The sequence below is a fragment of the Microbispora sp. CL1-1 genome, from assembly GCF_012034195.1.
Classification (GTDB): domain Bacteria; phylum Actinomycetota; class Actinomycetes; order Streptosporangiales; family Streptosporangiaceae; genus Microbispora.
In genome coordinates this window covers 14,869-38,106 of the sequence record NZ_JAATEK010000055.1, presented here as the reverse complement: position 1 = coordinate 38,106, position 23,238 = coordinate 14,869, and the positions used below count along the sequence as shown (strand labels likewise).

Here is a 23,238-nt window from a genome sequence, read left to right as displayed (position 1 = left end):
ACATTGATCTCGGCGCAGGTCGCGTCCGGATCTCAGCGCAGGCGCGTGCCGAGGCCGTCGAGGAGGGCCATCAGCCCGTAGTCGAAGGCGAGCCGCCGGGCCACGATCGGGTCGAAGTCCTGGTGCGCGTAGGAACCGTAGCGCTCCCGCAGGTTGGGCAGGTCGGCCGACAGCTTCGTCAGGAGCGGGTCCACCGCGGCCTGCAGCTCCGTCACGCTCTTGCCGGTGGCCTTCAGCGAGCTGAGAAAGGCGACCTCGGGGATCGTGGCGCCCAGCGTGTACGACACGACGGCCGTCATGGCGTAGTCCACGTCGATGCCCTCGAACCCCGCGCGGACGAAGGCGCCCATCAACCGGTCGGCCGCGGTGAGCGCGTTCGGCCCGAGCCCGGGGACCACGCCGATGAGGCTCGCGCTCCACGGATGGTCGAAGACCGCCTGACGCATGGCGTAGGCGAAGACGCTCGCCGCCTCCCGCCAGTCGGCCTCCTCGGGCACCACGACGCCCGAGTAGACCTCGTCCATCACGAGCTCGATCAGCTCGTCCTTGTTGGCCACGTGCCAGTAGAGGCTGGTCGCCCCCGCGCCGAGCCGGGCGCCGAGCCTGCGCATGCTGAGCGCGTCGAGACCCTCGGCGTCGAGCAGCTCCACGGCCGCCCGGACGATCTGGTCGCGGCTGAGGCCCTGCTCGCGCCCTCCTTTGCGCTCGCGGGTCCAGACCGAGGAGAACGGCTTCGCTGACACGGCCTCACAATATTCGCTCGCACAGTGTTCGATGGAGTCGTACAGTGTCCGACACTACTCGCACACTGTTCGAGGAGACCTTCATGTCCCATCCCCGACGCTGGTGGATCCTCGGCGTCCTCTGTCTGAGCCTGCTGACCCTGGTCGTGGACAACACCGTCCTCAACCTCGCGATCCCGTCGCTCATGCGCGACCTCGGCGCCACGCCGTCCGACGTGCAGTGGGTCATCGACGCGTACGTCCTGGTCTTCGCGGGCCTGCTGCTCACCGCGGGCAGCCTGTCCGACCGGTACGGCAGGCGGCGGATGCTCGTGATCGGCCTGGCGTTCTTCGGTGGCGCGTCGCTGGCGGCCACGCTGGTCACCGAGCCCTGGCAGCTCATCGCGGCCCGCGCGCTGATGGGGGTCGGCGGCTCCTGCGTGATGCCGTCGACCCTGTCGATCCTGATCACGGTGTTCGACGAGAGCGAGCGGCGCAAGGCCATCGCCGTGTGGAGCTCGGTCGCCATGGTCGGCGTCATCGCCGGTCCCACCGTCGGCGGGTTCCTGCTCCAGCACTACTACTGGGGCTCGGTCTTCCTGCTCAACGTGCCGATCGCGGTGCTGGCGATCATCGCGGCCTTCGCGCTCATGCCGGAGACGTACGGCGAGACGCGGCGGGCCGACCCGCTCGGGGTGATCCTGTCCACTGCCGGGATGGGCGGGCTGGTCTGGGCCGTCATCTCCGCGCCCGGCGGGCACTTCAACCCCCTCGCGGTGGCGCTCTCGGCCGCCGCCCTGCTGGCGTTCGTGCTGTGGGAGCGCCGCAACCCCCACTCGATGCTGCCGCTCGGCCTGTTCCGGGACCGCTCGTTCAGCGGGGCGTGCTTCTCCATCGTGCTGCTGTCGTTCGGCGCGGGCGCGCTCATGCTGGCCATCACGCAGTATCTGCAGTTCGTCCTGGGCTACGACCCGTTGAAGGCCGGGTTCGCCCTGCTGCCCTACGTGGTGGCGGCGGCGGTGTTCAACGTGCTTGGCGCGTCGCTGGGCAGGAAGGTGAGCAACCGGGTGCTCATCGCCTCGGGCCTGGTCGTCATGGCCGCCGGGTTCGCCCTGCTGTCCACGCTCACCGGCGGATACGGCACGCTGATCGCCGGCCTCCTGGTCATGGGAGTCGGCGGCGGCCTGGCCGGTCCCGCGGCGTACGCGACGCTGATGGGCGCGGTGCCGCCCGAGCGCGCCGGGGTCGGCTCCGCGCTCAACGACACGGTGCAGCAGGTCGGCATGGCGCTGAGCGTGGCCGTCCTCGGCAGCGTGCTCGCCGCCGCGTACACCGCGGCCATGCCGGAGTCGGCGCCGCCGGCGGCGCGCGAGTCGATCGGCGTCGCGACGACCCTAAGCGACCCCGCCGTGGCCGCCGCCGGACGCGAGGCGTTCGTGTCGGCGATGTCCGTCGGCTCGTGGGTGGGCGCGGCCTGCTCGCTCGCGGCGGCTCTGGTCGCGCTGCTGGTCCTGCGCCGGAAGGCCACAGACCCGGCTTCCGCGGAGGAGCCCGCGCAGGCCACCACTGTGTAAGTGAAGTTCGAGATATCCCAGACAGGCTGACGGGTGAGGCGGTCACCCGCCAGCCGGGATACTCGGAGCATGTCGGACCTTCTCGCACGCCATCGCGCGGTCATGCCGAACTGGATGGCCCTCTATTACAACGAGCCCATCGAAATCGTCGGAGGCAAGGGCAACCGCGTCGTCGACGCGAACGGGAAGAGCTATCTGGATTTCTTCGCCGGGATCCTCACCAACATGATCGGGTATGACGTGCCCGAGGTGCGGGAGGCCGTCGAGCGCCAGCTCGCCACCGGCGTCGTCCACACCTCGACGCTGTATCTGATCCGCAGCCAGGTCGAGCTGGCCGAGAAGATCGCCCGCCTGTCGGGCATCCCGGACGCCAAGGTCTTCTTCACCAACTCCGGCACGGAGGCCAACGAGACCGCCCTGCTGCTGGCCACCTACGCCCGCGGGTCCGACCAGGTGCTCGCCATGCGGCAGAGCTACCACGGCAGGTCGTTCGGCGCGATCAGCGTGACCTCCAACCGGTCGTGGAAGAACAACTCGCTGTCGCCGCTCAACGTGCACTTCCTGCACGGCGCCGACCGCCACCTCGTGCAGTTCCGCGGCATGTCGGACGCCGACTACATCGCGGCCTGCGTCGACGACCTGCGCCACGTGCTCGCCACGGCCGTCACCAAGGACGTCGCCGCGCTGATCGCCGAGCCGATCCAGGGCGTCGGCGGCTTCACGATGGCCCCCGACGGGCTGTTCGCCGCCTACAAGGAGGTCCTCGACGAGGAGGGCATCCTGTTCATCTCCGACGAGGTGCAGACCGGCTGGGGCCGTACGGGCTCGGCCTTCTTCGGGATCCAGAACCACGGCGTGACGCCCGACATGATGACCTTCGCCAAGGGGCTCGGCAACGGCTTCGCGGTCGGCGGCATCGTCGCGCGCGGCGACCTCATGGACGGCCCGCACGCCGTGGGCCTGTCCACCTTCGGCGGCAACCCGATCTCGATGGCGGCGGCCAACGCGACGCTCGACTACGTGCTCGACCACGACCTGCAGGCCAACGCCGCGCGCACCGGCGAGATCATCATCTCCGGGCTGCGCGAGGCCGCCGGGCGGCTGCCCGTCGTGGGCGACGTGCGGGGCAAGGGCCTGATGTTCGCGATCGAGCTGGTCGACCCCGCCACCGGCGCGCCCGCCCCGGCCCTCGCCGCCCGCTTCATGGAGGAGACCAAGAAGCTCGGCCTGCTCGCCGGCAAGGGCGGCCTGTACGGCAGCACGCTGCGCATGGCCCCGCCGCTCACGCTCACCGAGGACGAGGCCCGCGAGGGCCTGGGCATCCTCGTCACCGCTCTGGAGACCGTCAACGATGAAGCACGTTAACCACTGGATCGACGGCGCGCTCGCCGAGGGCGCGGGCCGTACGGCGGAGGTGTTCGACCCGGCGACCGGCGAGGTGAGCGGCCGGGTGTCGCTGGCCACGGCCGAGGAGGTCGACGCCGCGGTGGAGGCCGCCGCCCGGGCCTTTCCCGGCTGGCGCGACGCGTCGCTCACCAAGCGCACCCAGGTGCTGTTCCGGTTCCGCGAGCTGCTCGACGCGCACCGCGACGACCTTGCCGCGCTGATCACGGCCGAGCACGGCAAGGTGCACTCCGACGCGCTGGGCGAGGTGGCCCGCGGCCTTGAGGTCGTGGAGTTCGCCTGCGGCATCCCCCACCTGCTCAAGGGCGGCTACTCGGAGAACGTCTCGACCCGGGTCGACTCCTACTCGATCCGCCAGCCGCTGGGAGTGGTGGCGGGCATCACGCCGTTCAACTTCCCGGCGATGGTGCCGATGTGGATGTTCCCGGTGGCGATCGCCTGCGGGAACACGTTCGTGCTCAAGCCCTCCGAGCGCGACCCCTCCGCGTCGCTGCTGCTCGCCGAGCTGTGGCAGCGGGCCGGCCTGCCGGACGGCGTGTTCAACGTGGTCCAGGGCGACAAGGCGGCGGTGGACCGGCTGCTGGAGCACCCGTCCGTGCGGGCCGTGTCGTTCGTCGGCTCCACGCCGATCGCCCGGTACGTCTACGAGACCGGCACGGCGCACGGCAAGCGGGTGCAGGCGCTCGGCGGGGCCAAGAACCACATGCTCGTGCTGCCCGACGCCGACCTCGACCTGGTCGCCGACTCGGCCGTCTCGGCGGGCTTCGGCTCGGCGGGGGAACGGTGCATGGCGATCTCCGTGGTGCTCGCGGTCGACCCGATCGGCGACGAGCTGGTCGAGAAGATCGTGTCGCGGGTGCGGGACCTCCAGGTCGGGCCGGGAACCGACCCCGAGTCGCAGATGGGCCCGCTCGTGACCGCCGCCCACCGTGACAAGGTGGCGTCCTACCTCGACCTCGGCGTCCAGGAGGGGGCCAAGCTCGTGGTCGACGGCCGGGAGACCCCCGTGCGCGGGGGCCGGGGGAACGGCTTCTGGCTCGGCCCGACGGTCCTCGACCACGTGCCGCCGAACTCCCGCGTGCACCGCGAGGAGATCTTCGGCCCGGTGCTGTCGATCGTGCGCGTCCGCTCGTACGAGGAGGGCCTTGAGCTGATCAACACCGGCGAGTACGGCAACGGCACGGCGATCTTCACCAACGACGGCGGCGCGGCCCGGCGCTTCCAGAACGAGGTGGAGGTCGGCATGATCGGCGTCAACGTGCCGATCCCGGTGCCGATGGCCTTCTACAGCTTCGGCGGCTGGAAGGCCTCGTTGTTCGGCGACACCCACGTGCACGGCACCGAGGGGGTCCACTTCTACACCCGGGGCAAGGTCGTCACCTCGCGGTGGCTCGACCCCTCCCACGGTGGCGTGAACCTGGGCTTCCCGACCAACGCCTGACGTCGCAGGCGACGCCCCGGGCCGCCGGGGGCCAGTAGGCTCGGGGCGTCCGTCTTCTGTCACGGGGGGTCGTGCGTGCGCCGTACACACCTGGTCATGACGGTCGCGGCCGTGGGACTGCTCGCCGCCGCCTGCGCCGGTCGGCCTTCGCCCGCGACCAAGGTGGCCACGCCGGGCACCTCGGCCGCCGCGGGCGAGGCGGGACCCAGCCCGTCGTCCCGCTCGTCCGGCGCCACGCCCACCCCGCTCGCGTCCCTCGGGCGCGGCGAGGGAACGCTCAGCGTGGTCGCGATCGACGGGTACGCCGAGTGGGGCGGCGTCGATCCCAAGGTCAAGTGGGTCGGCACGTTCGAGAAGGCGACGGGCTGCAAGGTCGGCCTGCGTTACTACGACCCGCGCGCGCAGGAGCGGCCGGGCGACTTCCCGCCGCAGTCGTTCGACGTGATCTCCGCGACGCCCGAGGTGGGCGGCCGGCTGATGGACGAGGGCAAGGCCGCCCCGCTCAACACCGGTCTGCTGCACGGTTACGACGAGATCCCCAAGCGGCTGCGCACGCTGCCGTCTGTCACCCGGGGCGGGCGCGTCTACGGCGTGCCGTACGTGTGGTCGACCAACGAGATCCTCTATGACACCGGCAAGGTCAGCCCCGACGGCCCGGAGTCGCTCTTCACGGACAAGGGGCCTGTGATGTTCCGGGACCGTCCGCTGACGCTGGCCGACGCCGCGCTGGTGCTCAAGGCCCAGGGCACGGACGTCGGCGAGGGCATCAAGGACCCGTTCGATCTCACCGACGCCCAGCTCGACGCCGCCGCCGACCTGTTCACTTCGGACGGGGACGACCAGCGGACGTTCTGGCGTGACCCCGTCGAGGTCGTCCAGGGCTTCGCGACCGGGTCCGTATGGCTCGCGCAGGCCACGCCGTACCACCTGGACGTGCTCAGGCGCGGGCACAAGCCGGTCAGGGCGCTGACGGACCGGCCGGTGACCGGCTGGGCCGACTCGTGGATGGTGTCGGCCCAGGCCCCGCACCCCTCGTGCGCGTACAAGTGGCTCGACTTCACGATGTCGCCGGACGTGCAGCGCAGGGTTTCGTCCTGGATGGGGCTCGCCCCCGCCAACCCCAAGGGGTGCACCGGCGCGGCCCGCCGGATCTGCGCGGACTACCGTGTCGGCACCGCCCAGGCGTTCCGGGGCGTCTACTTCGCGGTGCGCCCCAAGGCGTACGACAAGTGGGTGGAGCGCTGGTCACGCGTCGTGTCCTGACCCCTCGGGTGTCCTGACCCGGGTGTCCTGATCCGGCGAGGGCTACGGTCACTTCGGCTCGCCGGTGCCGTGCGGCACCCGGTCGGGGTGGGACCCGCGGGCATGGGGTGCTTGGGCATGGGGTGCTTGGGCATGGGGTGCTCGGGCATCCCGCGGCGCGCGGGTGGGGAAGACGGTGCAGGCGAGCGGCCAGAACACCAGCCAGACCACCATGGCGAACGTGAGGCGGCCGGCCCATTCCAGGAGCGCCGCCGTGCGTTCGAGGTCGCCGACGGCCACGACCCCGGCCAGCAGCAGGCCGCAGGCGACGGCCCAGCCGATCATGCCCTTGCCCCAGGCGCGCCATTCGTCTCGGGCCCGCTCCCTGCCGTAACGCTTGCGCCGGTCGGGCGGCGGGCCTCCGGCATAGCGGTGGGCGAACCTGACGTCGGCCCATCGCACCATGTCGTGGCCGAAGGCGACGGTGAACCCCAGGTAGGCCGCGGCGAGCCCGTGCGTGAAATCCGCCCGCCCGCCGGTGCGGAGGTCGACAATGCTCGCGACGAGGAGCACCAGGTCGACCAGGGGGACGGCGAGCAGCAGCAGGCCGCCGAGCCGCTGTTTGCGCAGGAGATAACGGACGGCGAGCCCCGCGCCCAGCAGCACCCAGAACGCGATCTCGCAGGCGACGATCAGTCCGAACAGCATCCCGGCTCCTTTTTCGCACGGCGTGCTACTAACCTTTATCACACAGTGTGCTATAAAAAGCGCGCGGGTGCGTGGCGGGAGGTAGCTGTGCCGAAGATCGTGGACCACCAGGTGCGGCGCGAGGAGATCGCCGAGGCGTTGTGGCGGGTCGTGCGCCGGGACGGCGTGGCCGCCGCCACCGTCCGCAGCATCGCGGCCGAGGCCGGCTGGTCACCGAGCGCGCTGCGGCACTACTTCTCGACCCAGGCGGAGCTGCTCGCCTTCGCGATGGAGCACGTCATCGCGCGGGCTCGCGCGCGTATCGAGAGCACGGTCTATGACGGACCCGTGCGCGTCGCCGTACGCCGCCTGCTGGAGGAGCTGCTGCCCATGGACGAGGAGCGGCGCGCGGAGGCGGAGGTCTGGCTGCAGCTTGCCGCGCGGGCCCAGGGCGACCCGGCCGCCGTCGCCTGGTTGCGCCGCGCGGACGACGGAGTGGCGGAGGCGACGGCCCTGGCCGTCCGCGCCCTCGCCGAGCAGGGAGAGCTCGCGGCCCATCGGGACGCCGAGTTCGAGGCGGCGCGGCTGCACGCCCTCATCGACGGTCTGACCATCCACATGCTGACCCGGCCGGAGTCGATGCACCCTGACCGTACGAGCGCCGTGCTGGCCGCTCATCTGGACGACCTGGCAACCTGAGGAAGCGCGCCGGGCCTTCCGCCGCGGCGAACGCGAAATCCGCCATTCACGGGAAGTGATCTCATCACTACCGATAGAAATGGTGCCGGAGAAGAGATTCCGGGCGTCAAATCAACGGTGCGGGTGGGTCGCCGGTCAGGGATGGAGGCGGCGGCTGGGACGAATCGACCATGTCAGTCGGCAGCATCCAGCTCTCACCGGGATGGGCATGGCTGAGCTCTTCGGAGATTCCGTCGAAGGCAGCGGTCGCCAGGTGATGGCCCTTCGCGGCCGCGATGCGGAACCAGTAGGCGGCCGACCAGCCCTCGCCCTTGTCCCGATGGATCAGCGCCAGCTGGTAGGCGGCTTCGGGATGGCCTCCCGGGTCGGCGGCCATCCTGTAGAAGAACATCGCGACCTCGGTTCGGTCGGCGCGCTGGTAGCCGAGGCCGCAGCGGTAGGCGTAGTCGGCGGCCATCTGCTGCCGGCGTGGATGCGACAGCAGCTCCAGGGCGTCGCGGTGGCCGGCCTGGGCGGCCTCCCTCAGTCGCTGGACGCCCTCATGGGCGTGTCCACGCAGCAACGCGATCACCGCCAGGCTCACTCCGACCTTGACGTCGAACGGGCAGTCCTTCATCAACCGCACCCCCGTCCTGCCGTAGACCTGCAGCATGCGCTGGGCGTGTTCGTCCGGCTGTCCCGCGTCCTCGGCGGGCAGCAGGGGATCGTCGTCGGACGCGGGAGTCGGCGACGAAGGCACGGGTGGCATTGGGTCCCTCGACGGTTCCGCCAGCGGCTCTTCCGACGCCTCGCTGTCCAGGGCGACGGCCGGCTGGTCGCCCCGGGCGGCGCGCCAGCGGGCGTGCCAGTCCGTCAGTGTGCCCATCGTTTCGGTCGGCAGACCGGTCTGCTCGGCTGCGGCGTGACAGGCGGTCACGAACGAGGCAACCCATGGCCAGCTGGGAACCTTCTTCCGCTTTCCGCGCAATATGTCGTGTGTGGTGCTCCTGGTAAGAAGTCGGGGTTGGTGTCCGTTATTGTCGGTACCGCCCGATAGTTTTTCCAATTTGGACATCGTGGGGGAGCCTGCCTGTTCGTGCAGCGTATTCAGCTGCGCGAGGAAGGCGCGGCACGCCGCGACGCGAGCTTCTTCGGTCATCGCCTCAGCCGCAAGGAGAGAGATCCACAAATTACGGAAGCGCTTGCTGATGGTCATGGTGGCATCAGGGCGGGACAGATGTTCGCATGATTGGCATATCCCACCTCATCCGGAAATTCTGTTGAGCCTGTCGCGCCGGCAGGACCCAGACGGTTCCGAACGTTGCCGGATGATTCCGGACGGCTCCGGATAAGACAGGACGGGAGCGGATGATCTCGAACTGGGCGGGGCGGGCTCGTCCCTCGGGAGGGGTGAATCAGCGGTGGCGTACGGGCGGCGATCGTGTGGCGCCCAGATGATCCGGAGTTGTCCGGACAGTGCCGAAGCGGTGGCGGCCCCAGCCTGGCCGGGTCAAGGTGGGGCCCGTCCAATCCCCCAAGTGAAAGTCGAGCCCATGTTGCGTGCCGCCCCGAACGCATCTCCGCGCTGCGCTGGCGCGCGACCCGGCCCTCGACCTGACCGGGGCCGGTGTGATGAGCGGCAGTTGCTCATCTTGCTGGTGTCGACCTGGGTGCTGGCCACTGGGCGCATCCCGCCCGACCGGCCGCCCTGCGAGCTGTCCAGCTCGGAACTCATCGAGTTCTGGGCCGACGACCACACCGCCGGCACCCTGAACCCGCTTCAGGAGCGACAGACATGATTCCTCTGCCCCTGCTGGTCCTGCTCGTCTGTGCCGCCCTGGTGGCGGCGATCGCCTGCGCGCTTGCCCTGGCCGCCGGTGCCCCCTGGCCCACCGCGCTGCTCGGCGGCGGCGCTGCAGGGGGCGGCGTGCTGGGCATCCTGCCGCGCCTGCTGGAGGATCGCCGTGACCACGACGAGTAGGTGACCAAGGCCCTCCACCGGCGAACTGAGGTCAGGACATGGCCGCCCGGGAGCGGCGGGGCAGCGGCACCTTGCCCTCGGGGGCGGGCAGCAGGGCCTCGGCACAGTCGTCGCAGGCGTGGACGGGGGCGTTGTCGGGGAGCATGCCGACCTTGACGCGGGGGCGGGGCCACTTCTTGTGGCAGACGACGCAGGCGTCGCCGTCGCGCTGCGTGGTGGTGAGGCCGGCAGGGTCGAACGTCAGCATGAGCCGCTCGGCGCCGTTCGGGTTCCAGCCCATCAAAGTCCCCCCTCGATCGCCTATCGGAACCGTTATAACGCGGTTACCCTTCGTGATCGGCGCGAGTCGGGCCAAGCGATGGTTAAATCGAGGCATAACGCAAGCCGTATAACAACAAAAGGGACACCTCGGAACAGACCGGGTGCCCCTTTTGGTGTCTATCAAACGTTCTACGCTACGTTGAGTGCCTTCTCCAGAATGGAGAGGCCCTCCTCCAGCAGGTGGTCCGGAATCACCAGCGGAGGCAGGAAGCGCAGCACGTTGCCGTACGTGCCGGCGGTGAGCACGAGCAGGCCCTGCTCGTGGCACCTGCGCGCGATCTCGGCGGCCGGGTAGGGCTCCTTGGTCCCCGGGACGACGAGCTCGATCGCGATCATCGCGCCGCGCCCGCGCACGTCGCCGACGATCGGGTTGTGCTCCTGGATGGCGCGCAGGCGGGGCAGCATGGTCGCGCCGATGTGCCGGGCACGCTCGACGAGCTTGTCCTGCTCGATGGTCTCCAGCACGCCGAGGGCCGCTTCACAGGCGAGCGGGTTGCCGCCGTACGTGCCGCCCAGGCCGCCGCTGTGCACGTGGTCGAGCAGGTCGGCCCTGCCGGTCACGGCCGCCAGCGGAAGGCCGCCCGCGATGCCCTTGGCGGTGGTGATGATGTCGGGGACGATGTCCTCGTCCTCGCAGGCGAACATGTTGCCGGTGCGGGCGAAGCCCGTCTGCACCTCGTCGGCGATGAAGACGATGCCGTTGGCGCGGCAGAACTCGACGATCTTCGGCAGGAAGCCGCGGGCCGGCTCGATGAAGCCGCCCTCGCCCGCGATCGGCTCGATGAGCACCGCCGCGACGTTCTCCGCGCCGATCTGCTTGTTGATCATGTCGATCGCCTGGGCCGCGGCCTCCTCGGCGCAGTTGTCCGGGCCGGTCGGCCAGCGGAACGGGTAGGCGAGCGGCACCCGGTAGACCTCGGGCGCGAACGGCCCGAACCCGTGCTTGTACGGCATGCTCTTGGCCGTAAGCGTCATCGTCAGCAGCGTGCGGCCGTGGTAGCCGTGGTCGAAGACGACGACCGCCTGCCGTCCGGTGGCGTGCCGGGCGACCTTGACCGCGTTCTCGACGGCCTCGGCGCCGCTGTTGACCAGGAACGTCCGCTTCTCGTGGTCGCCGGGCGTGAGCTGGTTGAGCTTCTCGCACACCGCGACGTACGACTCGTACGGGGCGACCATGAAGCAGGTGTGGGTGAAGTCGGCGACCTGCTTCTGCACGCGCTCGACGACCCTGGGGGCGGCGTTGCCGACGTTGGTGACGGCGATGCCGGAGCCGAAGTCGATCAGCGAGTTGCCGTCGACATCGACGATCACACCGCCGCCCGCGTGGGTCACGAAGACGGGCAGCGTGGTGCCGATGCCCGGAGGCACGGCGGACTGCTTGCGCGCGAGCAGCTCGCGCGACCGCGGACCGGGGATCTCGGTGACGAGGCGGCGCTCCTGCGGAAGCTGCGGGCCGCCGTGCGTGGTGGCAGTGCTCATATCTCCGACGGTACGGCCGCCGTCGCCACCAGCCGATATGCCGCTATGTCAGAATGAAGGCGTACTTTTGGCCGGTGCGGACAAGCCGGCCGTTCGGGGGGAAAGAGCAGTGGCACCCACGCTGCGCCGGATCACCGCGATCGTACCGCTCCACCTGGAGGTTCTCGCCGGGCGGAACGGTCTCGACCGCCCGGTCCGCTGGGTCGCGGTGAGCGAGCTGGAGGACCCCACGCCGTTCCTCGAGGGCGGCGAGCTGGTGCTCACGACCGGCATGCGGCTGTCCGCCGGCGACGCCGTGCCGTACGTTTCCCGGCTCGTGGCCCGGGGCGTCACCGGGCTGGGGTTCGGGGTGGGGCTGAGCCACGACACCGTGCCGCCCGGCTTCGCCGAGGCGGCCGAGGCCGCCGGGCTGCCGCTGGTCGAGGTGCCGAGGGACACGCCCTTCATCGCGATCGGCAAGGCCGTCAGCGAGCTGCTCGCGGGGGAACAGTACGAGGAGATCAGCCGTGCCTTCGCGGCACAGGGCAGGCTCACCCGTGCCGCCCTCCAGCGCGAGGGGCCGCCGGCCGTGGTGGACCGGCTGGCCAGGGAGATCGGCGGCTGGGCGCTGCTGCTCGACCCCGCCGGCGCCGTACGGCACGCCGCCGACGCGACCGGCCGCCATGCCGGGCCGGGGAGAGCGGGCCCGGGTGACAGGCACGCGGGCACGGCGGGCCGGAGCGGCGCGGCCGGGGACCGCGCCGCGGGGGGCTGCGCCGCGCAGGACTGGATGGCGCAGGACCGGACGGCGCAGGACCGGACGGCGGAGGACTGGGCGGGCGAGACGGCCCGGTGGCTGGAGCCCGAGATCGCCCGGCTGCGGACCGCGCCGTCCCTGGCGAGCCTCGCCCTGTCGTCCCCGGACGAGCACGTCGTGGTCCAGCCGCTGGGCCGCAGGGGGTTCTTCGCAGTGGGGTCGTCCCGGCCGTTCTCGCCCATCGCGCACACGGTCGTCAACGCCGCCGGGTCGCTGCTGACGCTGGCGCTGGAACAGGGCAGGGAGCAGCGCTCGGCGGCGGCGCGGGTGCGGTCGGCGGTGCTCCGGCTGCTGCTGGCCGGCGAGGCGGGGGCCGCCGTGGAGACGCTGGCGGCCCTGGGCCTGCGGCTGCCGGGGGAGCCGGTCACGGTCCTCGCCTGTGACACCTCCGATCCCGAGGCGCTGGCCGAGGCGCTCACCGAAGCCATGACGGGGGCCATGACCGGCGCCCCGAGACAGGCCCAGACGGGGGCCCCGAGACAGGCCCAGACGGGGGCCCCGACCGGCGCGGCGCCCGGCCCGCGCGGCGCCTTCGCGGCCGTGTCGGGCCCCCGCCGCCGGCATGACGACATCTTCACCGCGCCCTGGGAAGGCATGCTCGTCGTGCTCGCCCCAGACTCGTACGCCGACGAGGTCGTGGCGCTGGCCGCCCAGCATGGCCGGGTCGGGGTCAGCGCGCCCGGCGTGGAGATCGTCCGCTCCGAGAGCCGCGGCGACAGCCGTACGGACAGTCGCATGGACAGCCGTACGGACGGCCGCGTGGGGCCTGCCGCGGCCGGATCAGCCGACCGGGGCGCGTCCCGTCCCGTTGCCGCCGACGGGTTCGATCGTGTCTCCGGCCGTGTCTCCGATCGCGCACCTGACCGCGCACCCGACCGGGTCCCCGATCGCGTCCCCGACCAGGCCCTTGCCGCCGCGCTCGACCGGGCGCTCGACCAGGCGCGGCGGGCGCTCGTCTCGGCCTCGCCGGTCGCGCGCTTCAGCGAGCTCGCCGGGCGCGGGCTGCTGTCGCTGCTCGATCCCGCCGCCGCCGCGTCGTTCGCGGCGGCGATCCTCGCGCCGCTCCGCGAGTACGGCTCGCGCGCCGACCTGGTCGAGTCGCTGCGCGCCTACCTGGCCAGCAACGGCCACTGGGACGCCGCGGCCCAGCGCCTGGGCGTGCACCGGCACACGCTGCGATATCGGATGAAGCGGGTGAGCGAGCTGCTCGGACGCGATCTGGACGACCCCGCGGTCCGGGCCGAGCTGTGGATCGCGCTGTGCCTCTGACCCCTGTGCTTGTCAGTGCAGCTCAGGCCGGGGGATGCGTGCGGAAGGCGCGGATGGCGGCTTCCGTGACGATCTCGTAGGTCTTGCCGTCGGGCAGGTGACCGGCACGTTCCAGGCTGAGCGCGCCCTGGGCCGCGGCCCACAGCGCGTCGGCGATCTTCCTCGGCTGGGTGGGCACGAGGTGACCTGCGGAGATGCAGTCGGCGATCACCCGGTCGACGATGTTGAGCGCGGCCCGCGCGAGCGTGCGGGCGCGCTCGCTCGGCACGAAGCCGGGGATGGCCCGCTCGAACATGAGGCTGTAGTAACCGGGCTCGGCCAGCGCCGCCTCCCGGTAGGCGGGACCGAGCAGGCTCAGGTGCTCCAGCGGGTCGCTGCGGTGCGGCACGGCCTCCAGCCTGCGCCGGAACCGTTCGAAGCCCTCCAGATAGAGCGCCTCGGCCAGGCCCTCCTTGCTGCCGAACATCGTGTAGATGACCTGGGTGGAGCAGCCCGCCTCGGCGGCGATCCTGCGTACGGTGAGACTCTCCGGCCCGGCCTTGGTGAGCAGGTCGTTGGCGACATCGAGAAGACGGGTGCGCAGCTCGTCATAGTTGCTGCGATGGCCGCGTGCGTAGGCACCCTGAAGACCGAGCGGCGCCGGCGTACCCATCAGCGACGAGCCCTTCTCATATTGGGGGTCCCGCGACAGACCCGGATGATGACTTAACCATGCTGCTCGCCTTTCAAACCGCGATGAAACAGAAAACATCATGAAATTGCCGCGCATCTGTGACATCCGGGGAGTTGTCCATGATGGCGCAGTGGAGGGTGGCGATTGGCCCGTCCGGAGTAACGACCGGCTCACACCAGCCGGCATAGCGTGAAGACATGGACGTAGGCCGCACTTCCGAACCCCGCCCCTTCTGGCTCGCCGGGCGCCCCGCGACGGGAGACGCCGAGCAGCCCGTGACCAATCCTCACGACGGCCGGGTCGTCGGCGTCCACTCGGTGCCGACCCCCGAGCAGGTCGAGCAGGCCGTGGCCGCCGCCGACGCCGTGCGCAAGCAGGCCGCCGCGCTGCCCATCCACGTACGCGCAGAGGCGCTGGCCCACGTGGCCCGGCGGCTGACCGAGCGCGCCGAGGAGATCGCCCGCCTGATCAGCGCGGAGAACGGCAAGCCGATCTTCTGGGCGCGTGGCGAGGTGGGCCGCGCGATCTCGACGTTCCGCTTCGGCGCAGAGGAGGCCCGCCGCTTCAGCGGCGAGGTGCAGCGGCTCGACACCGAGCCCGCCGCGCAGGGGCGGCTCGCCTACGTCTCACGCGTGCCGTACGGCCCGGTGCTGGCGATCACGCCGTTCAACTTCCCGCTCAACCTGGTGGCCCACAAGGTCGCTCCCGCGATCGCCGTGGGCGCGCCCATCGTGGTCAAGCCCGCGCCCGCGACCCCGCTGTCGGCGCTCGTCCTCGGCGAGATCCTGGCCGAGACCGACCTGCCGGAGGGCATGTTCTCCGTGCTGCCGGTGCCCAACGACCGGGCGTCCGCGCTGGTGGAGGACCCGCGGCTGCCGGTCATCTCCTTCACCGGCTCCGGCCCGGTCGGCTATTCGATCATGGACAGCGTGCCGCGCAAGCACGTCACGCTCGAACTCGGCGGCAACGCCGCCGCGGTCGTGCTGGCCGACGCCGACCTCGACTGGGCGGCGAGCCGCGTGGCGCTGTTCTCCAACTACCAGGCGGGGCAGAGCTGCATCGCGGTGCAGCGGGTGATCGTGGAGGACGCGGTCGCCGACGCGTTCACCGGCAAGCTCGTCGCCGCTGTCGGAGCGCTCGTGACCGGCGACCCCGCGGACGACAAGACGCAGGTCGGCCCGCTCGTCAGCGAGGACGCCGCGATCCGCGTCGAGAGCTGGGTCAACGAGGCCGTCGCGGCCGGGGCGCGGCTGCTGATCGGCGGGACCAGGGAGGGCGCGGCCTTCGCCCCCACCGTGCTGGCCGACGTGCCCGCCGACGCCAAGGTGGCCCGCGAGGAGGTCTTCGGGCCCGTCATGATCGTGCAGCGGGTCGCCTCGGTCGACGAGGCGTTCGCGGCGGTCAACGACTCCCGCTACGGCCTGCAGGCCGGGGTCTTCACCCGCAGCCTTGACGTCGCCTTCCGGGCCAACCGCGAGCTGGAGGTCGGCGGCGTCATCATCGGCGACGTGCCCTCCTACCGGGCCGACCAGATGCCGTACGGCGGGGTGAAGGAGTCGGGCGTGGGCCGCGAGGGGCTGCGCTCGGCCATGGAGGACTACACCTACGAGAAGGTCATGGTGCTCACCGGCCTCACGCTGTAGCCCCACGCGTCCGAGGGGTCCGGGGGACCGCCGTCCCCCGGACCCCTCGTTCGTAGGAGCCCCGTCTAGAGGAGGCTCAGCGCCTTGGCGAGGCCGGGGTCGCGGCCCTTGGCCAGGTCGAGTGCCGTCATGGGGGCGTAATGGTCGACGGGGACGCCGACGGTGTCGATGATCTCCCGGGCCGGGCCGAGGTGGCGGACCCTGGGCAGCAGCAGCACGCTGTTGTCGTCGAGGAGATACGCCTCGGCCGGCCCGGAGACGGCCCCCGCGGTGCGGGTCCCGACGAGAGTGCCCAGGCCGTTGTCCTTCACGGCCGCGCTGAAGTCCTCACAGGCCGAGGCGCACGCGCGGTCGGTGAGCACGACCAGGCGCAGCCCGAGCAGCGGCACGGTGTCGTCGGTGCGGTTGGCCGTGCAGTCACCGGTGAACGGGCAGAAGTAGCTCGTGACCTTGCCGTGCGCGAACGCGCCGAGCAGCCGGGTCACCTCGCGCGGCGACCCGCCGCCGTTGCCGCGCAGGTCGATGACCGCCGCCTTGGACGTGCCCTTCAGTGCGGCGATGACCTGGTCGGCCACGCCCTGGAAGAAGCCGGGCACCGCGACGTAGGTGACGCCGCCGGGGAGCTTCTTCGACGTCACCGCCCGCTCCTGCTCCTGGAGGGGACCCTCGGTGAGGGTCACGGTCCGCACGCGTCCCGTCGTGGGCCGCCTCAGCGTGAGCCGTACGGTGTGGGAGGCGAACACGTCGGCGAGGCTCTGGTTCACCGTGTTCCCGATGAACGCCGGGACGCCGTCGGCCTTCTCGATGATGTCGCCGGGCCGGATGCCGGCCTTGTCCGCCGGGCTCCCGGGCAGGACGCGGGTGATGAACAGGGGAGGCCGGGCGGCCGGGTCGAGCCGCGGGCCCTGCGCGGCCGACAGACCGGCGATGCCCGTCCCCACCGGCCCGCCCTCCGGCGGGGGAGTGATCTTCTCCACCCCGGCGTGGTCGTCGTGCAGCCCCGCGACCATGCCGGTGATCGCCGCGTGCAGCGCGTCCGGGTCGCCGGCGCCGATCATCCCGGCGAACGCGGCCCAGTCGGACTCGCGGTTCCCCGTCAGCGCGGGCAGGCGGAGGCCGGGCTTGTCGGCCCCGCGCCGCATCAGCTCCCGGGTGTAGGCGGAGAGGGCGTCCCGCAACAGGACTCTCGGGTCCAGCGCGGGCCCGCCGTAGTAGTTGTCCAGCACGCACTCGTACGCCTGCCGGAGCGTGTTCACCGACGTCGGCGGCGCGGACTCGGATGGCGGCGAGGTTATCCGGGCACACGCGCCGCCACTGGCAGTGGCCCGCGTGACAGCGGCCTGCGCTGTTTCGGCCTGCGCTGTTTCGGCCTGCGCTGTTTCGGCTCGCACTGTTCCGGCTCGCGCTGTTCCGGCCTGCGCTGTTTCGGCCTGCGCTGTTTCGGCTCGCACTGTTCCGGCTCGCGCTGTTCCGGCCTGCACTGGTCCGGCCTGCGCGGCGGGGGCCGGGGGAGCGGTGGACAAGGCGGCGGCCGTCAGCAGGACGGCGGCGGGAAGAGTTCTGATCATGCCGGTCAGCGTGGCCACCGACGGGTTGCACGGCCGTGAACGACACCGTTAACGCCGCTGTTACCCCGCTTCGGATACGAAGCTCGCATGCGGATTCTCGTGGCCGAAGACGAGCGTGATCTGGCCGACCTCGTCGCGATGGGCCTGCGCCGCCAGGCCATGGCGGTCGACGTCGTGTACGACGGGACGGCCGCGGCCGAGCGGCTCGCGGTCAGCGACTACGACGTCCTCGTGCTCGACCGCGACCTGCCCGGGCTGCACGGCGACCTCGTGTGCCGCGAGCTGGTCGCGCGCGGGAGCCGTACGCGGATCCTCATGATGACGGCGGCGTCGTCGGTGCCGGAGCGGGTCGCCGGGCTCGGCATGGGGGCCGACGACTACCTGCCCAAGCCCTTCGACTTCACCGAACTGGTCGCGCGCGTGCGGGCGCTGGGACGGCGCAGCCGCGACCAGGTGCCCCCGGTGCTGACCCGGCACGGGATCGTGCTCGACACGCATCGGCTCCAGGCGTCCAGGGACGGCAGGCACCTGCACCTGTCGCTCAAGGAGTTCGCCGTCCTGGAGGTGCTCATGCGGGCGGAGGGCGCGGTGGTGAGCGCCGAGCGGCTCCTGGAGGAGGCCTGGGACGAGAACGCCGACCCCTTCACGACCGTGGTGCGGGTCGTGGTCAGCCGCCTGCGGGCCAAACTGGGTGAACCGCCGTGCATCCAGACCGTTCCCGGCGCCGGATATCTGCTGTGACGACGGTCCGGGTAAGGCTGACGCTCATCTACTCGGGGCTCTTCCTGCTCACCTCCGTCGTGCTGCTGGTCATCGTCAACACGCTCCTGCGCCAGGCGCTGCACGCGCGGATCGAACGCCTCGTGGCGCCGCCGCCGGGCGAGGCGCCGGTGGCGCCGCCGGCCCCGGACATCGAAGCCGGGGTGGAGCCGCTCCCGCCCCTGTCCGAGCTGGCCAGGGACCTGATCCACTATCAGTGGGACGTGAGCGCGCTGGCGATCGGGGTCCTGACCCTTGTGTCGGTGGTCGTGGGCTGGCTGATCGCGGGACGGATCCTGCGGCCGCTCCACCGGATCACCGCCACGGCGCAGCGGCTGTCCCTGTCCACCCTGCACGAGCGGATCGCCCTCACCGGGCCGCGTGACGAGCTGAAGGAGCTGGCGGACACCTTCGACGCCATGCTCGACCGGCTGGAGCGCTCGGTCGAGGGGCAGCGGCGGTTCATCGCCAACGCGTCCCACGAACTGCGGACCCCGCTGGCCGTGCAGCGGACGGCGATCGAGGTCGGCCTCCCCGAGGATGTCGGGGAGATCCGCGACACGCTCCTGGTCCACAACCACCGCATCGAGGGCCTCATCGACGCCCTGCTGGTCCTCTCCCAGGCCGAGCACGGCCTGCAGAGGCGGGATCCGGTGGCCTTCCACGAGGTCGTACGGCTCGTCCTGGCCGAGACGGACACGGGCGCGGTGACGGACATGGGCGCGATGACGGACATGGGCGAGGTGACGGTGACGGCGCGCGTCGAGCCGTTCCTCGTCCACGGCGACCCGGTGCTGCTGAACCGGCTCGTCACCAACCTCGTCGACAACGCCGTGCGCTACAACCACCCCGGCGGCTCCGTCGAGGTGACGCTCGCCGGGGGTGTGCTGAGGGTCCGCAACACCGGCCCCGAGGTGCCTGCCGAACGCTTCGGCGACCTCTTCGCGCCTTTCCGCCGCCTGCACACGACGCGAGGGCAGGGCGCGGGGCTCGGGCTGTCGATCGTCGCGTCCATCGCGGCGGCGCACGGGGCCGCCGTCGCGGCGCGCCCGAATCCCGGTGGCGGCCTCGACGTCGCCGTGACGTTCCCGGCGGGCGCCGTATGACAGCGGCCGCCTCATGAGAGGCCGCCCCAGGACCTGTCGCCCCGGGACATGGGGCGTGGTCAGGGACGGGGGCGCAGGCCGTCGAAGAAGACGGCGAGGGCGCGACGACGCAGTTCGTCGCTCCACTCGTCGCGTTCGGCCGCCAGGCACACCCCGCACAGCAGGGCCAGCAGTTCGGGCGTCCGGAGGTCGGGCCGCACCGCGTCCGCCTGCTGCGCGGCCGTGAGCAGCCGCCCGATCGCCTGTCGCATGTCGCGGCTGACGTCGGCCGTCCCGGCCTTGGGATCGGCCCCGGACTCGGCGAGCAGGTCGGCGGCGGTCTTCGTCCGGGCCGCGTGTGCCACGATCCGCTCGAGGAACATGAAGAAGGCCGTGCCCGGATCCGGCGACGGCCTGTCCGCCTCAGCGAGGAGCCGTCGCGTACGGTCCACGATCACCGCCTGGTAGAGCGCCTCCTGGGTGGGGAAGTGCCGGTAGATCGTTCCGAGCCCCACCCCTGCCTCCCCGGCGACCGCGCGCACGGACGCGGACGTCCCTTCGCGGGCCAGCACGGCTTCGGCCGCCTCCAGGATGCGCTCCCGGTTGCGCTGCGCGTCCGCACGCCGGGGCCTTGCTTCGCCGGTCATCGTCCTCCTCGCACGTTTGACATCCGGAACGCATGTTCCGTATCGTCCCGAATCAACCGGAACAGGTGTTCCTGATACTACGGGAGGATACGTGATGGAGTACGCGACGCTCGGCCGTTCGGGACTTCGGGTTTCCACAGCCGGCCTCGGCACGATGAACTTCGGCGCCCCCGGAGGCTGCGACGAGACGGAGGCCACCCGCATCGTGGACGCGTTCCTGGAGGCGGGCGGGAACGTCATCGACACCGCCGACGCCTACACCGGCGGAGAGTCGGAGCGGATCGTCGGGCGGGCCGTGCGGGGCAGGCGGGACGAGGTGGTGCTCGCCACCAAGGCGTTCCTGCCGCAGGGGCCCGGTCCCAACGACCACGGGCTGTCCCGGGCCCACCTCACCAGGGCGCTGGAGAACAGCCTGCGCCGGCTCGGGACCGACCACATCGATCTCTACCAATGCCACCATTGGGACGACTCGACTCCGATCGAGGAGACCATGGCGACTCTGGACGGATTCGTGCGGTCGGGCAAGGTGCGATACATCGGCTGCTCGAACTTCACCGCGGCCCAGATCGTGGAGGCCCAGTGGGCCGCGCAGCGCGTGGGCGGGACGCCGTTCGTCAGCCTCCAGCCGGAGTATTCGCTGGTTGCCAGGGGGATCGAGGCGGAGATCCTGCCCGTCTCCCAGCGGTATGGGCTCGGCACGCTCGTCTGGTCGCCCCTCGGCGGCGGCGTGCTCAGCGGGCGCTACCGCAGCGGCGAGACCCCCGGAGCCGACACCCGGCTGGGGCGGCTCATGGCGTCGCCCATCCCCGCGGCCCGCACCTGGGCCGAGGGCTTTCTGACCGAGCGCAACCTCGCGATCGCCGCGCACGTCGCCGACGCCGCCGCAAAGCTCGGCGTCGCCCCGGCGGCCGTGGCGCTGGCCTGGGTGCGGAGCAGGCCGGAGGTGACCTCGGTCATCGTCGGCCCGCGTACGTTCGACCAGCTGCGCGCCAACCTCGCCGGGCTCGACCTCGTCCTGCCGCCCGACGTCGCCGCCCATCTCGACGAGATCTCCCGCTGAGGGACGCGAACGGCGGTGCCGGGCGGACGAGACCCGGCGGGACAAGCGGCTGCCGCAGATCGAGCTGCGGAAGCTTCGCGACGCCTCCGTCGTGTCCGCCGCCGACATCGTGGACGAGGACAACGCCGAGCCGCTGTCGCCGTTCTAGACCCCTCAGCCGACGTTCCACCCCGGCCGGACCAGGCCCGACTCGTACGCGATGACGACGAGCCTGACCCGGTCTCTGGCGGCGAGCTTCGTCATGATCCTGCTGACGTGCGTCTTGGCGGTCGCGGGGCTGCACCGGAGGGCGTCGGCCACTTCGTTGTTGGACAGTCCACGCGCGACCAGCACGAGCACCTCACGCTCCCGCTCGGTGAGGTGCCGCAGCTCCGGGAAGTGCACAGGGTCGCCGCTGCGGTCGACGTACTCCTCGATCAGCCGCCGGGTCACGGTGGGGGACAGCAGGGCGTCGCCCGCGGCGACCACTCGCACCGCCTCCAGCAGGCCGGTCGGCTCTATGTCCTTGACCAGGAACCCGACGGCTCCCGCACGCAGCCCCCTGAAGATGTACTCGTCGTTCTCGAACGTGGTGAGGATGACGACACGGACATGGTCGAGGCGCGGGTCTCTCGCGATCCTGCGGGTGGCCTCGATGCCGTCGACTCCCGGCATGCGGACGTCCATGAGGACGACGTGCGGCCGGAGCGCCACGGTCATCCCGACCGCCTGGTCGCCCCGGCTCGCCTCACCCACCACCTCGATGTCGTCTTCGGAGTCGAGCAGCGTACGCAGTCCCATGCGCACGAGCGGCTGGTCGTCGGCCAGCAGGACGCGGATCATGGCTCGGGCCGTCGCAGCGGCAACCACGCCTCCACCACGAAGCCGCGCCCGTCCGCGGGCGCGGCCGTGATCGTGCCGGACATCGCTCTCACCCTCTCCGTCATCCCCGCTATTCCGTTGCCGGCCCGGACATCGTCCCCCGAGGCGCCCCGCCCGTCATCCCGCACGCGAACCAGTACGTCGGCCTCGTTCACGTGGACGACGACACTCGCGTGTGCCGCACCGGAGTGCCTGATCACGTTGGTCAGCGACTCCTGAACAACGCGGTAGGCGGCCAGGCCGACGTCCGCGGGCACGCGGCTCGCCTGGCCCCGTACGTCGAGGTCGACCGTGATGCCGCCCGCGGCCGCCATGCCCGCCAGCCGCTCGATGTCCTCGATGCCGGACGGAGGGAAGATCTCGCCGGCTTCGTCGACACGGCGGAGCACGTCGAGGATCGAGCGGAGTTCGACCAGCACGTCCTTGGTCACTCGCTTGATCGTCGTCACCGCGGCGTGGGCCTTGTCGGGATCCCTGCGCAGGAGATGCTCGGCGACGCCCGCCTGGATGCTGATCACCGAGATGTTGTGCGCCAGCACGTCGTGCAGTTCGCGCGCGATGCGCAGGCGCTCCTGATCGGCCCGCCGTTGTGCCTCCATCTCGCGGGTGAGCTCGGCCCGTGCCGCCTGCTCCGCGATCATCCGCAGGTGTTCGGCCCTGCTGCGCGACACCTCGCCCGCCACGACGATCACCAAAATCCAGATGACCAGCCAGACGTGGCCCTCGGAGACGTCCTGCGGTCCGCGAGAGCTGTCGGCCAGCAGCACGATGACGAGGTAGACGGCGGCACCCGCGAATCCGGCGATCCTGTGCTTGGCGGTGATCGCGGTGTAGACGGCCAGGGCGGGTGCGATGGTGAAGGCGCCGGTTCCGAATCCGAGGCCGAAATAGACAAGCGACACCAGCATGGTGAGGACCATCACCAGCGGCGGATATCGGCGTCGCGCCACGAGGAACGCGGCGGCCACCACCAGCAGCAGGTGGCCGACCCAGTCGGGCGGGCCCTGCTCCGCCCGGCCTCCGGCTGTGACGCTGGTGAGGACGGTGGAGACGGCGACGGCGAAGGACAAGGCACAGTCGACGACGAACGCCCTGGGCATCCGGCGCAAGCTCTCGCGACCCACTCAATCGACCGTACGACGTCGCAGGCGCGTGCGGATCATCCCGCGGGATTATCCGCCGTACGACTGCCGGACATCGCGGGGGTGCGAAATCCTTCCCCGGGTCGTACGCGCCGGGCGCCCACGGCGCGATGACGGGCATCCGGGCCTGCGGCAGCCTCGTCACCAGGAGGCTTCCCCGCGCAAACCGCGCAAGCCGCGCAAACCGCGCAAGCCGCGCAAGCTGT

The 23,238-nt window shown here is 71.4% G+C and carries 22 protein-coding genes; 12 read left to right on the top strand and 10 right to left on the bottom strand.

What is annotated here, in order from left to right; genetic code table 11:
- Positions 1 to 32 precede the first annotated feature (32 nt).
- A complete protein-coding gene (locus tag HCK04_RS36655; RefSeq protein WP_142651930.1) occupies positions 33 to 743 on the bottom strand; it encodes a TetR/AcrR family transcriptional regulator C-terminal domain-containing protein in 711 nt (236 codons plus the stop codon).
- 83 nt (positions 744 to 826) lie between these two features.
- Between HCK04_RS36655 and HCK04_RS36650 the strand changes: the two genes are divergently transcribed.
- The 4 genes from HCK04_RS36650 (at position 827) to HCK04_RS36635 (ending at position 6,404) form a co-directional block, all read left to right on the top strand.
- Positions 827 to 2,296 carry an MFS transporter gene (locus HCK04_RS36650; RefSeq protein WP_142651929.1) on the top strand — a complete coding sequence of 490 codons (1,470 nt, stop codon included), beginning with the start codon at positions 827 to 829 and terminating at the stop codon, positions 2,294 to 2,296.
- A 69-nt stretch (positions 2,297 to 2,365) separates the two neighbouring features.
- Positions 2,366 to 3,661 (top strand): aspartate aminotransferase family protein, encoded by a 1,296-nt coding sequence (locus HCK04_RS36645; protein WP_142651928.1) that lies wholly within the window; start codon positions 2,366 to 2,368, stop codon positions 3,659 to 3,661.
- On the top strand, positions 3,648 to 5,141 hold the full coding sequence (locus tag HCK04_RS36640; protein WP_142651927.1) for a CoA-acylating methylmalonate-semialdehyde dehydrogenase: 1,494 nt from the start codon (positions 3,648 to 3,650) through the stop codon (positions 5,139 to 5,141). Before HCK04_RS36645 ends, HCK04_RS36640 begins: the two co-directional genes overlap by 14 nt.
- 96 nt (positions 5,142 to 5,237) lie before the next feature.
- Positions 5,238 to 6,404, top strand: coding sequence for an extracellular solute-binding protein (locus HCK04_RS36635; protein WP_142651926.1), 1,167 nt, complete (start codon positions 5,238 to 5,240; stop codon positions 6,402 to 6,404).
- 48 nt (positions 6,405 to 6,452) lie between these two features.
- On the opposite strand, the gene HCK04_RS36630 is transcribed toward HCK04_RS36635, so the two are convergent.
- Entirely contained in the window at positions 6,453 to 7,091 is a 639-nt protein-coding gene (locus tag HCK04_RS36630; protein WP_205831159.1) for a hypothetical protein, read from the bottom strand.
- 87 nt (positions 7,092 to 7,178) lie between these two features.
- Here HCK04_RS36630 and HCK04_RS36625 point away from each other — a divergent pair, with 87 nt between their 5' ends.
- The gene (locus HCK04_RS36625) at positions 7,179 to 7,769 is read left to right on the top strand and encodes a TetR family transcriptional regulator C-terminal domain-containing protein (protein WP_142651925.1); all 591 of its coding nucleotides are present in this window, start codon (positions 7,179 to 7,181) and stop codon (positions 7,767 to 7,769) included.
- A 106-nt stretch (positions 7,770 to 7,875) separates the two neighbouring features.
- On the opposite strand, the gene HCK04_RS36620 is transcribed toward HCK04_RS36625, so the two are convergent.
- Positions 7,876 to 8,964: a sel1 repeat family protein gene (locus HCK04_RS36620; RefSeq protein WP_142651924.1), complete on the bottom strand. Its 1,089-nt coding sequence runs from the start codon at positions 8,962 to 8,964 to the stop codon at positions 7,876 to 7,878.
- A 427-nt stretch (positions 8,965 to 9,391) separates the two neighbouring features.
- On the opposite strand from HCK04_RS36620, the gene HCK04_RS36615 reads away from it, so the two are divergent.
- Together HCK04_RS36615 and HCK04_RS36610 are read left to right on the top strand one after the other, a co-directional pair.
- Positions 9,392 to 9,547, top strand: coding sequence for a hypothetical protein (locus tag HCK04_RS36615; RefSeq protein WP_168066557.1), 156 nt, complete (start codon positions 9,392 to 9,394; stop codon positions 9,545 to 9,547).
- Complete coding sequence (locus tag HCK04_RS36610; RefSeq protein WP_142651923.1) at positions 9,544 to 9,729, top strand: hypothetical protein; 186 nt, start codon at positions 9,544 to 9,546, stop codon at positions 9,727 to 9,729. Before HCK04_RS36615 ends, HCK04_RS36610 begins: the two co-directional genes overlap by 4 nt.
- A gap of 31 nt (positions 9,730 to 9,760) precedes the next feature.
- On the opposite strand, the gene HCK04_RS36605 is transcribed toward HCK04_RS36610, so the two are convergent.
- Both HCK04_RS36605 and gabT read right to left on the bottom strand, forming a co-directional pair.
- Positions 9,761 to 10,009, bottom strand: coding sequence for a hypothetical protein (locus HCK04_RS36605; RefSeq protein ID WP_139576006.1), 249 nt, complete (start codon positions 10,007 to 10,009; stop codon positions 9,761 to 9,763).
- A 170-nt stretch (positions 10,010 to 10,179) separates the two neighbouring features.
- The gene (gene gabT / locus HCK04_RS36600; protein ID WP_142651922.1) at positions 10,180 to 11,529 is read right to left on the bottom strand and encodes a 4-aminobutyrate--2-oxoglutarate transaminase; all 1,350 of its coding nucleotides are present in this window, start codon (positions 11,527 to 11,529) and stop codon (positions 10,180 to 10,182) included.
- Between the two features lie 109 nt (positions 11,530 to 11,638).
- Between gabT and HCK04_RS44490 the strand changes: the two genes are divergently transcribed.
- Positions 11,639 to 13,594: a PucR family transcriptional regulator gene (locus HCK04_RS44490; protein ID WP_312845789.1), complete on the top strand. Its 1,956-nt coding sequence runs from the start codon at positions 11,639 to 11,641 to the stop codon at positions 13,592 to 13,594.
- Between the two features lie 22 nt (positions 13,595 to 13,616).
- On the opposite strand, the gene HCK04_RS36585 is transcribed toward HCK04_RS44490, so the two are convergent.
- Entirely contained in the window at positions 13,617 to 14,246 is a 630-nt protein-coding gene (locus HCK04_RS36585) for a TetR/AcrR family transcriptional regulator (RefSeq protein WP_142624811.1), read from the bottom strand.
- Positions 14,247 to 14,464: 218 nt separating this feature from the next.
- Between HCK04_RS36585 and HCK04_RS36580 the strand changes: the two genes are divergently transcribed.
- Positions 14,465 to 15,910, top strand: a complete 1,446-nt coding sequence (locus tag HCK04_RS36580; RefSeq protein ID WP_142651921.1) for an aldehyde dehydrogenase family protein — start codon at positions 14,465 to 14,467, stop codon at positions 15,908 to 15,910.
- A gap of 65 nt (positions 15,911 to 15,975) precedes the next feature.
- Here the strand turns inward: HCK04_RS36580 and HCK04_RS36575 are convergent, their stop codons facing one another.
- Positions 15,976 to 17,166, bottom strand: a complete 1,191-nt coding sequence (locus tag HCK04_RS36575; protein WP_142651920.1) for a S41 family peptidase — start codon at positions 17,164 to 17,166, stop codon at positions 15,976 to 15,978.
- 399 nt (positions 17,167 to 17,565) lie between these two features.
- Here HCK04_RS36575 and HCK04_RS36570 point away from each other — a divergent pair, with 399 nt between their 5' ends.
- Together HCK04_RS36570 and HCK04_RS36565 are read left to right on the top strand one after the other, a co-directional pair.
- Complete coding sequence (locus HCK04_RS36570; RefSeq protein WP_142651919.1) at positions 17,566 to 18,219, top strand: response regulator transcription factor; 654 nt, start codon at positions 17,566 to 17,568, stop codon at positions 18,217 to 18,219.
- Positions 18,216 to 19,343, top strand: coding sequence for an ATP-binding protein (locus tag HCK04_RS36565; protein ID WP_142651918.1), 1,128 nt, complete (start codon positions 18,216 to 18,218; stop codon positions 19,341 to 19,343). Before HCK04_RS36570 ends, HCK04_RS36565 begins: the two co-directional genes overlap by 4 nt.
- Positions 19,344 to 19,402: 59 nt before the next feature.
- On the opposite strand, the gene HCK04_RS36560 is transcribed toward HCK04_RS36565, so the two are convergent.
- Complete coding sequence (locus HCK04_RS36560; RefSeq protein WP_142651917.1) at positions 19,403 to 19,969, bottom strand: TetR/AcrR family transcriptional regulator; 567 nt, start codon at positions 19,967 to 19,969, stop codon at positions 19,403 to 19,405.
- Between the two features lie 94 nt (positions 19,970 to 20,063).
- On the opposite strand from HCK04_RS36560, the gene HCK04_RS36555 reads away from it, so the two are divergent.
- On the top strand, positions 20,064 to 21,029 hold the full coding sequence (locus HCK04_RS36555; protein WP_142651916.1) for an aldo/keto reductase: 966 nt from the start codon (positions 20,064 to 20,066) through the stop codon (positions 21,027 to 21,029).
- 153 nt (positions 21,030 to 21,182) lie between these two features.
- Here the strand turns inward: HCK04_RS36555 and HCK04_RS36550 are convergent, their stop codons facing one another.
- Positions 21,183 to 21,851, bottom strand: a complete 669-nt coding sequence (locus HCK04_RS36550; RefSeq protein ID WP_142651915.1) for a response regulator transcription factor — start codon at positions 21,849 to 21,851, stop codon at positions 21,183 to 21,185.
- Complete coding sequence (locus tag HCK04_RS44485) at positions 21,848 to 23,014, bottom strand: sensor histidine kinase (protein ID WP_142651914.1); 1,167 nt, start codon at positions 23,012 to 23,014, stop codon at positions 21,848 to 21,850. The genes HCK04_RS36550 and HCK04_RS44485 overlap by 4 nt, the downstream gene beginning before the upstream one ends.
- Positions 23,015 to 23,238 lie beyond the last annotated feature (224 nt).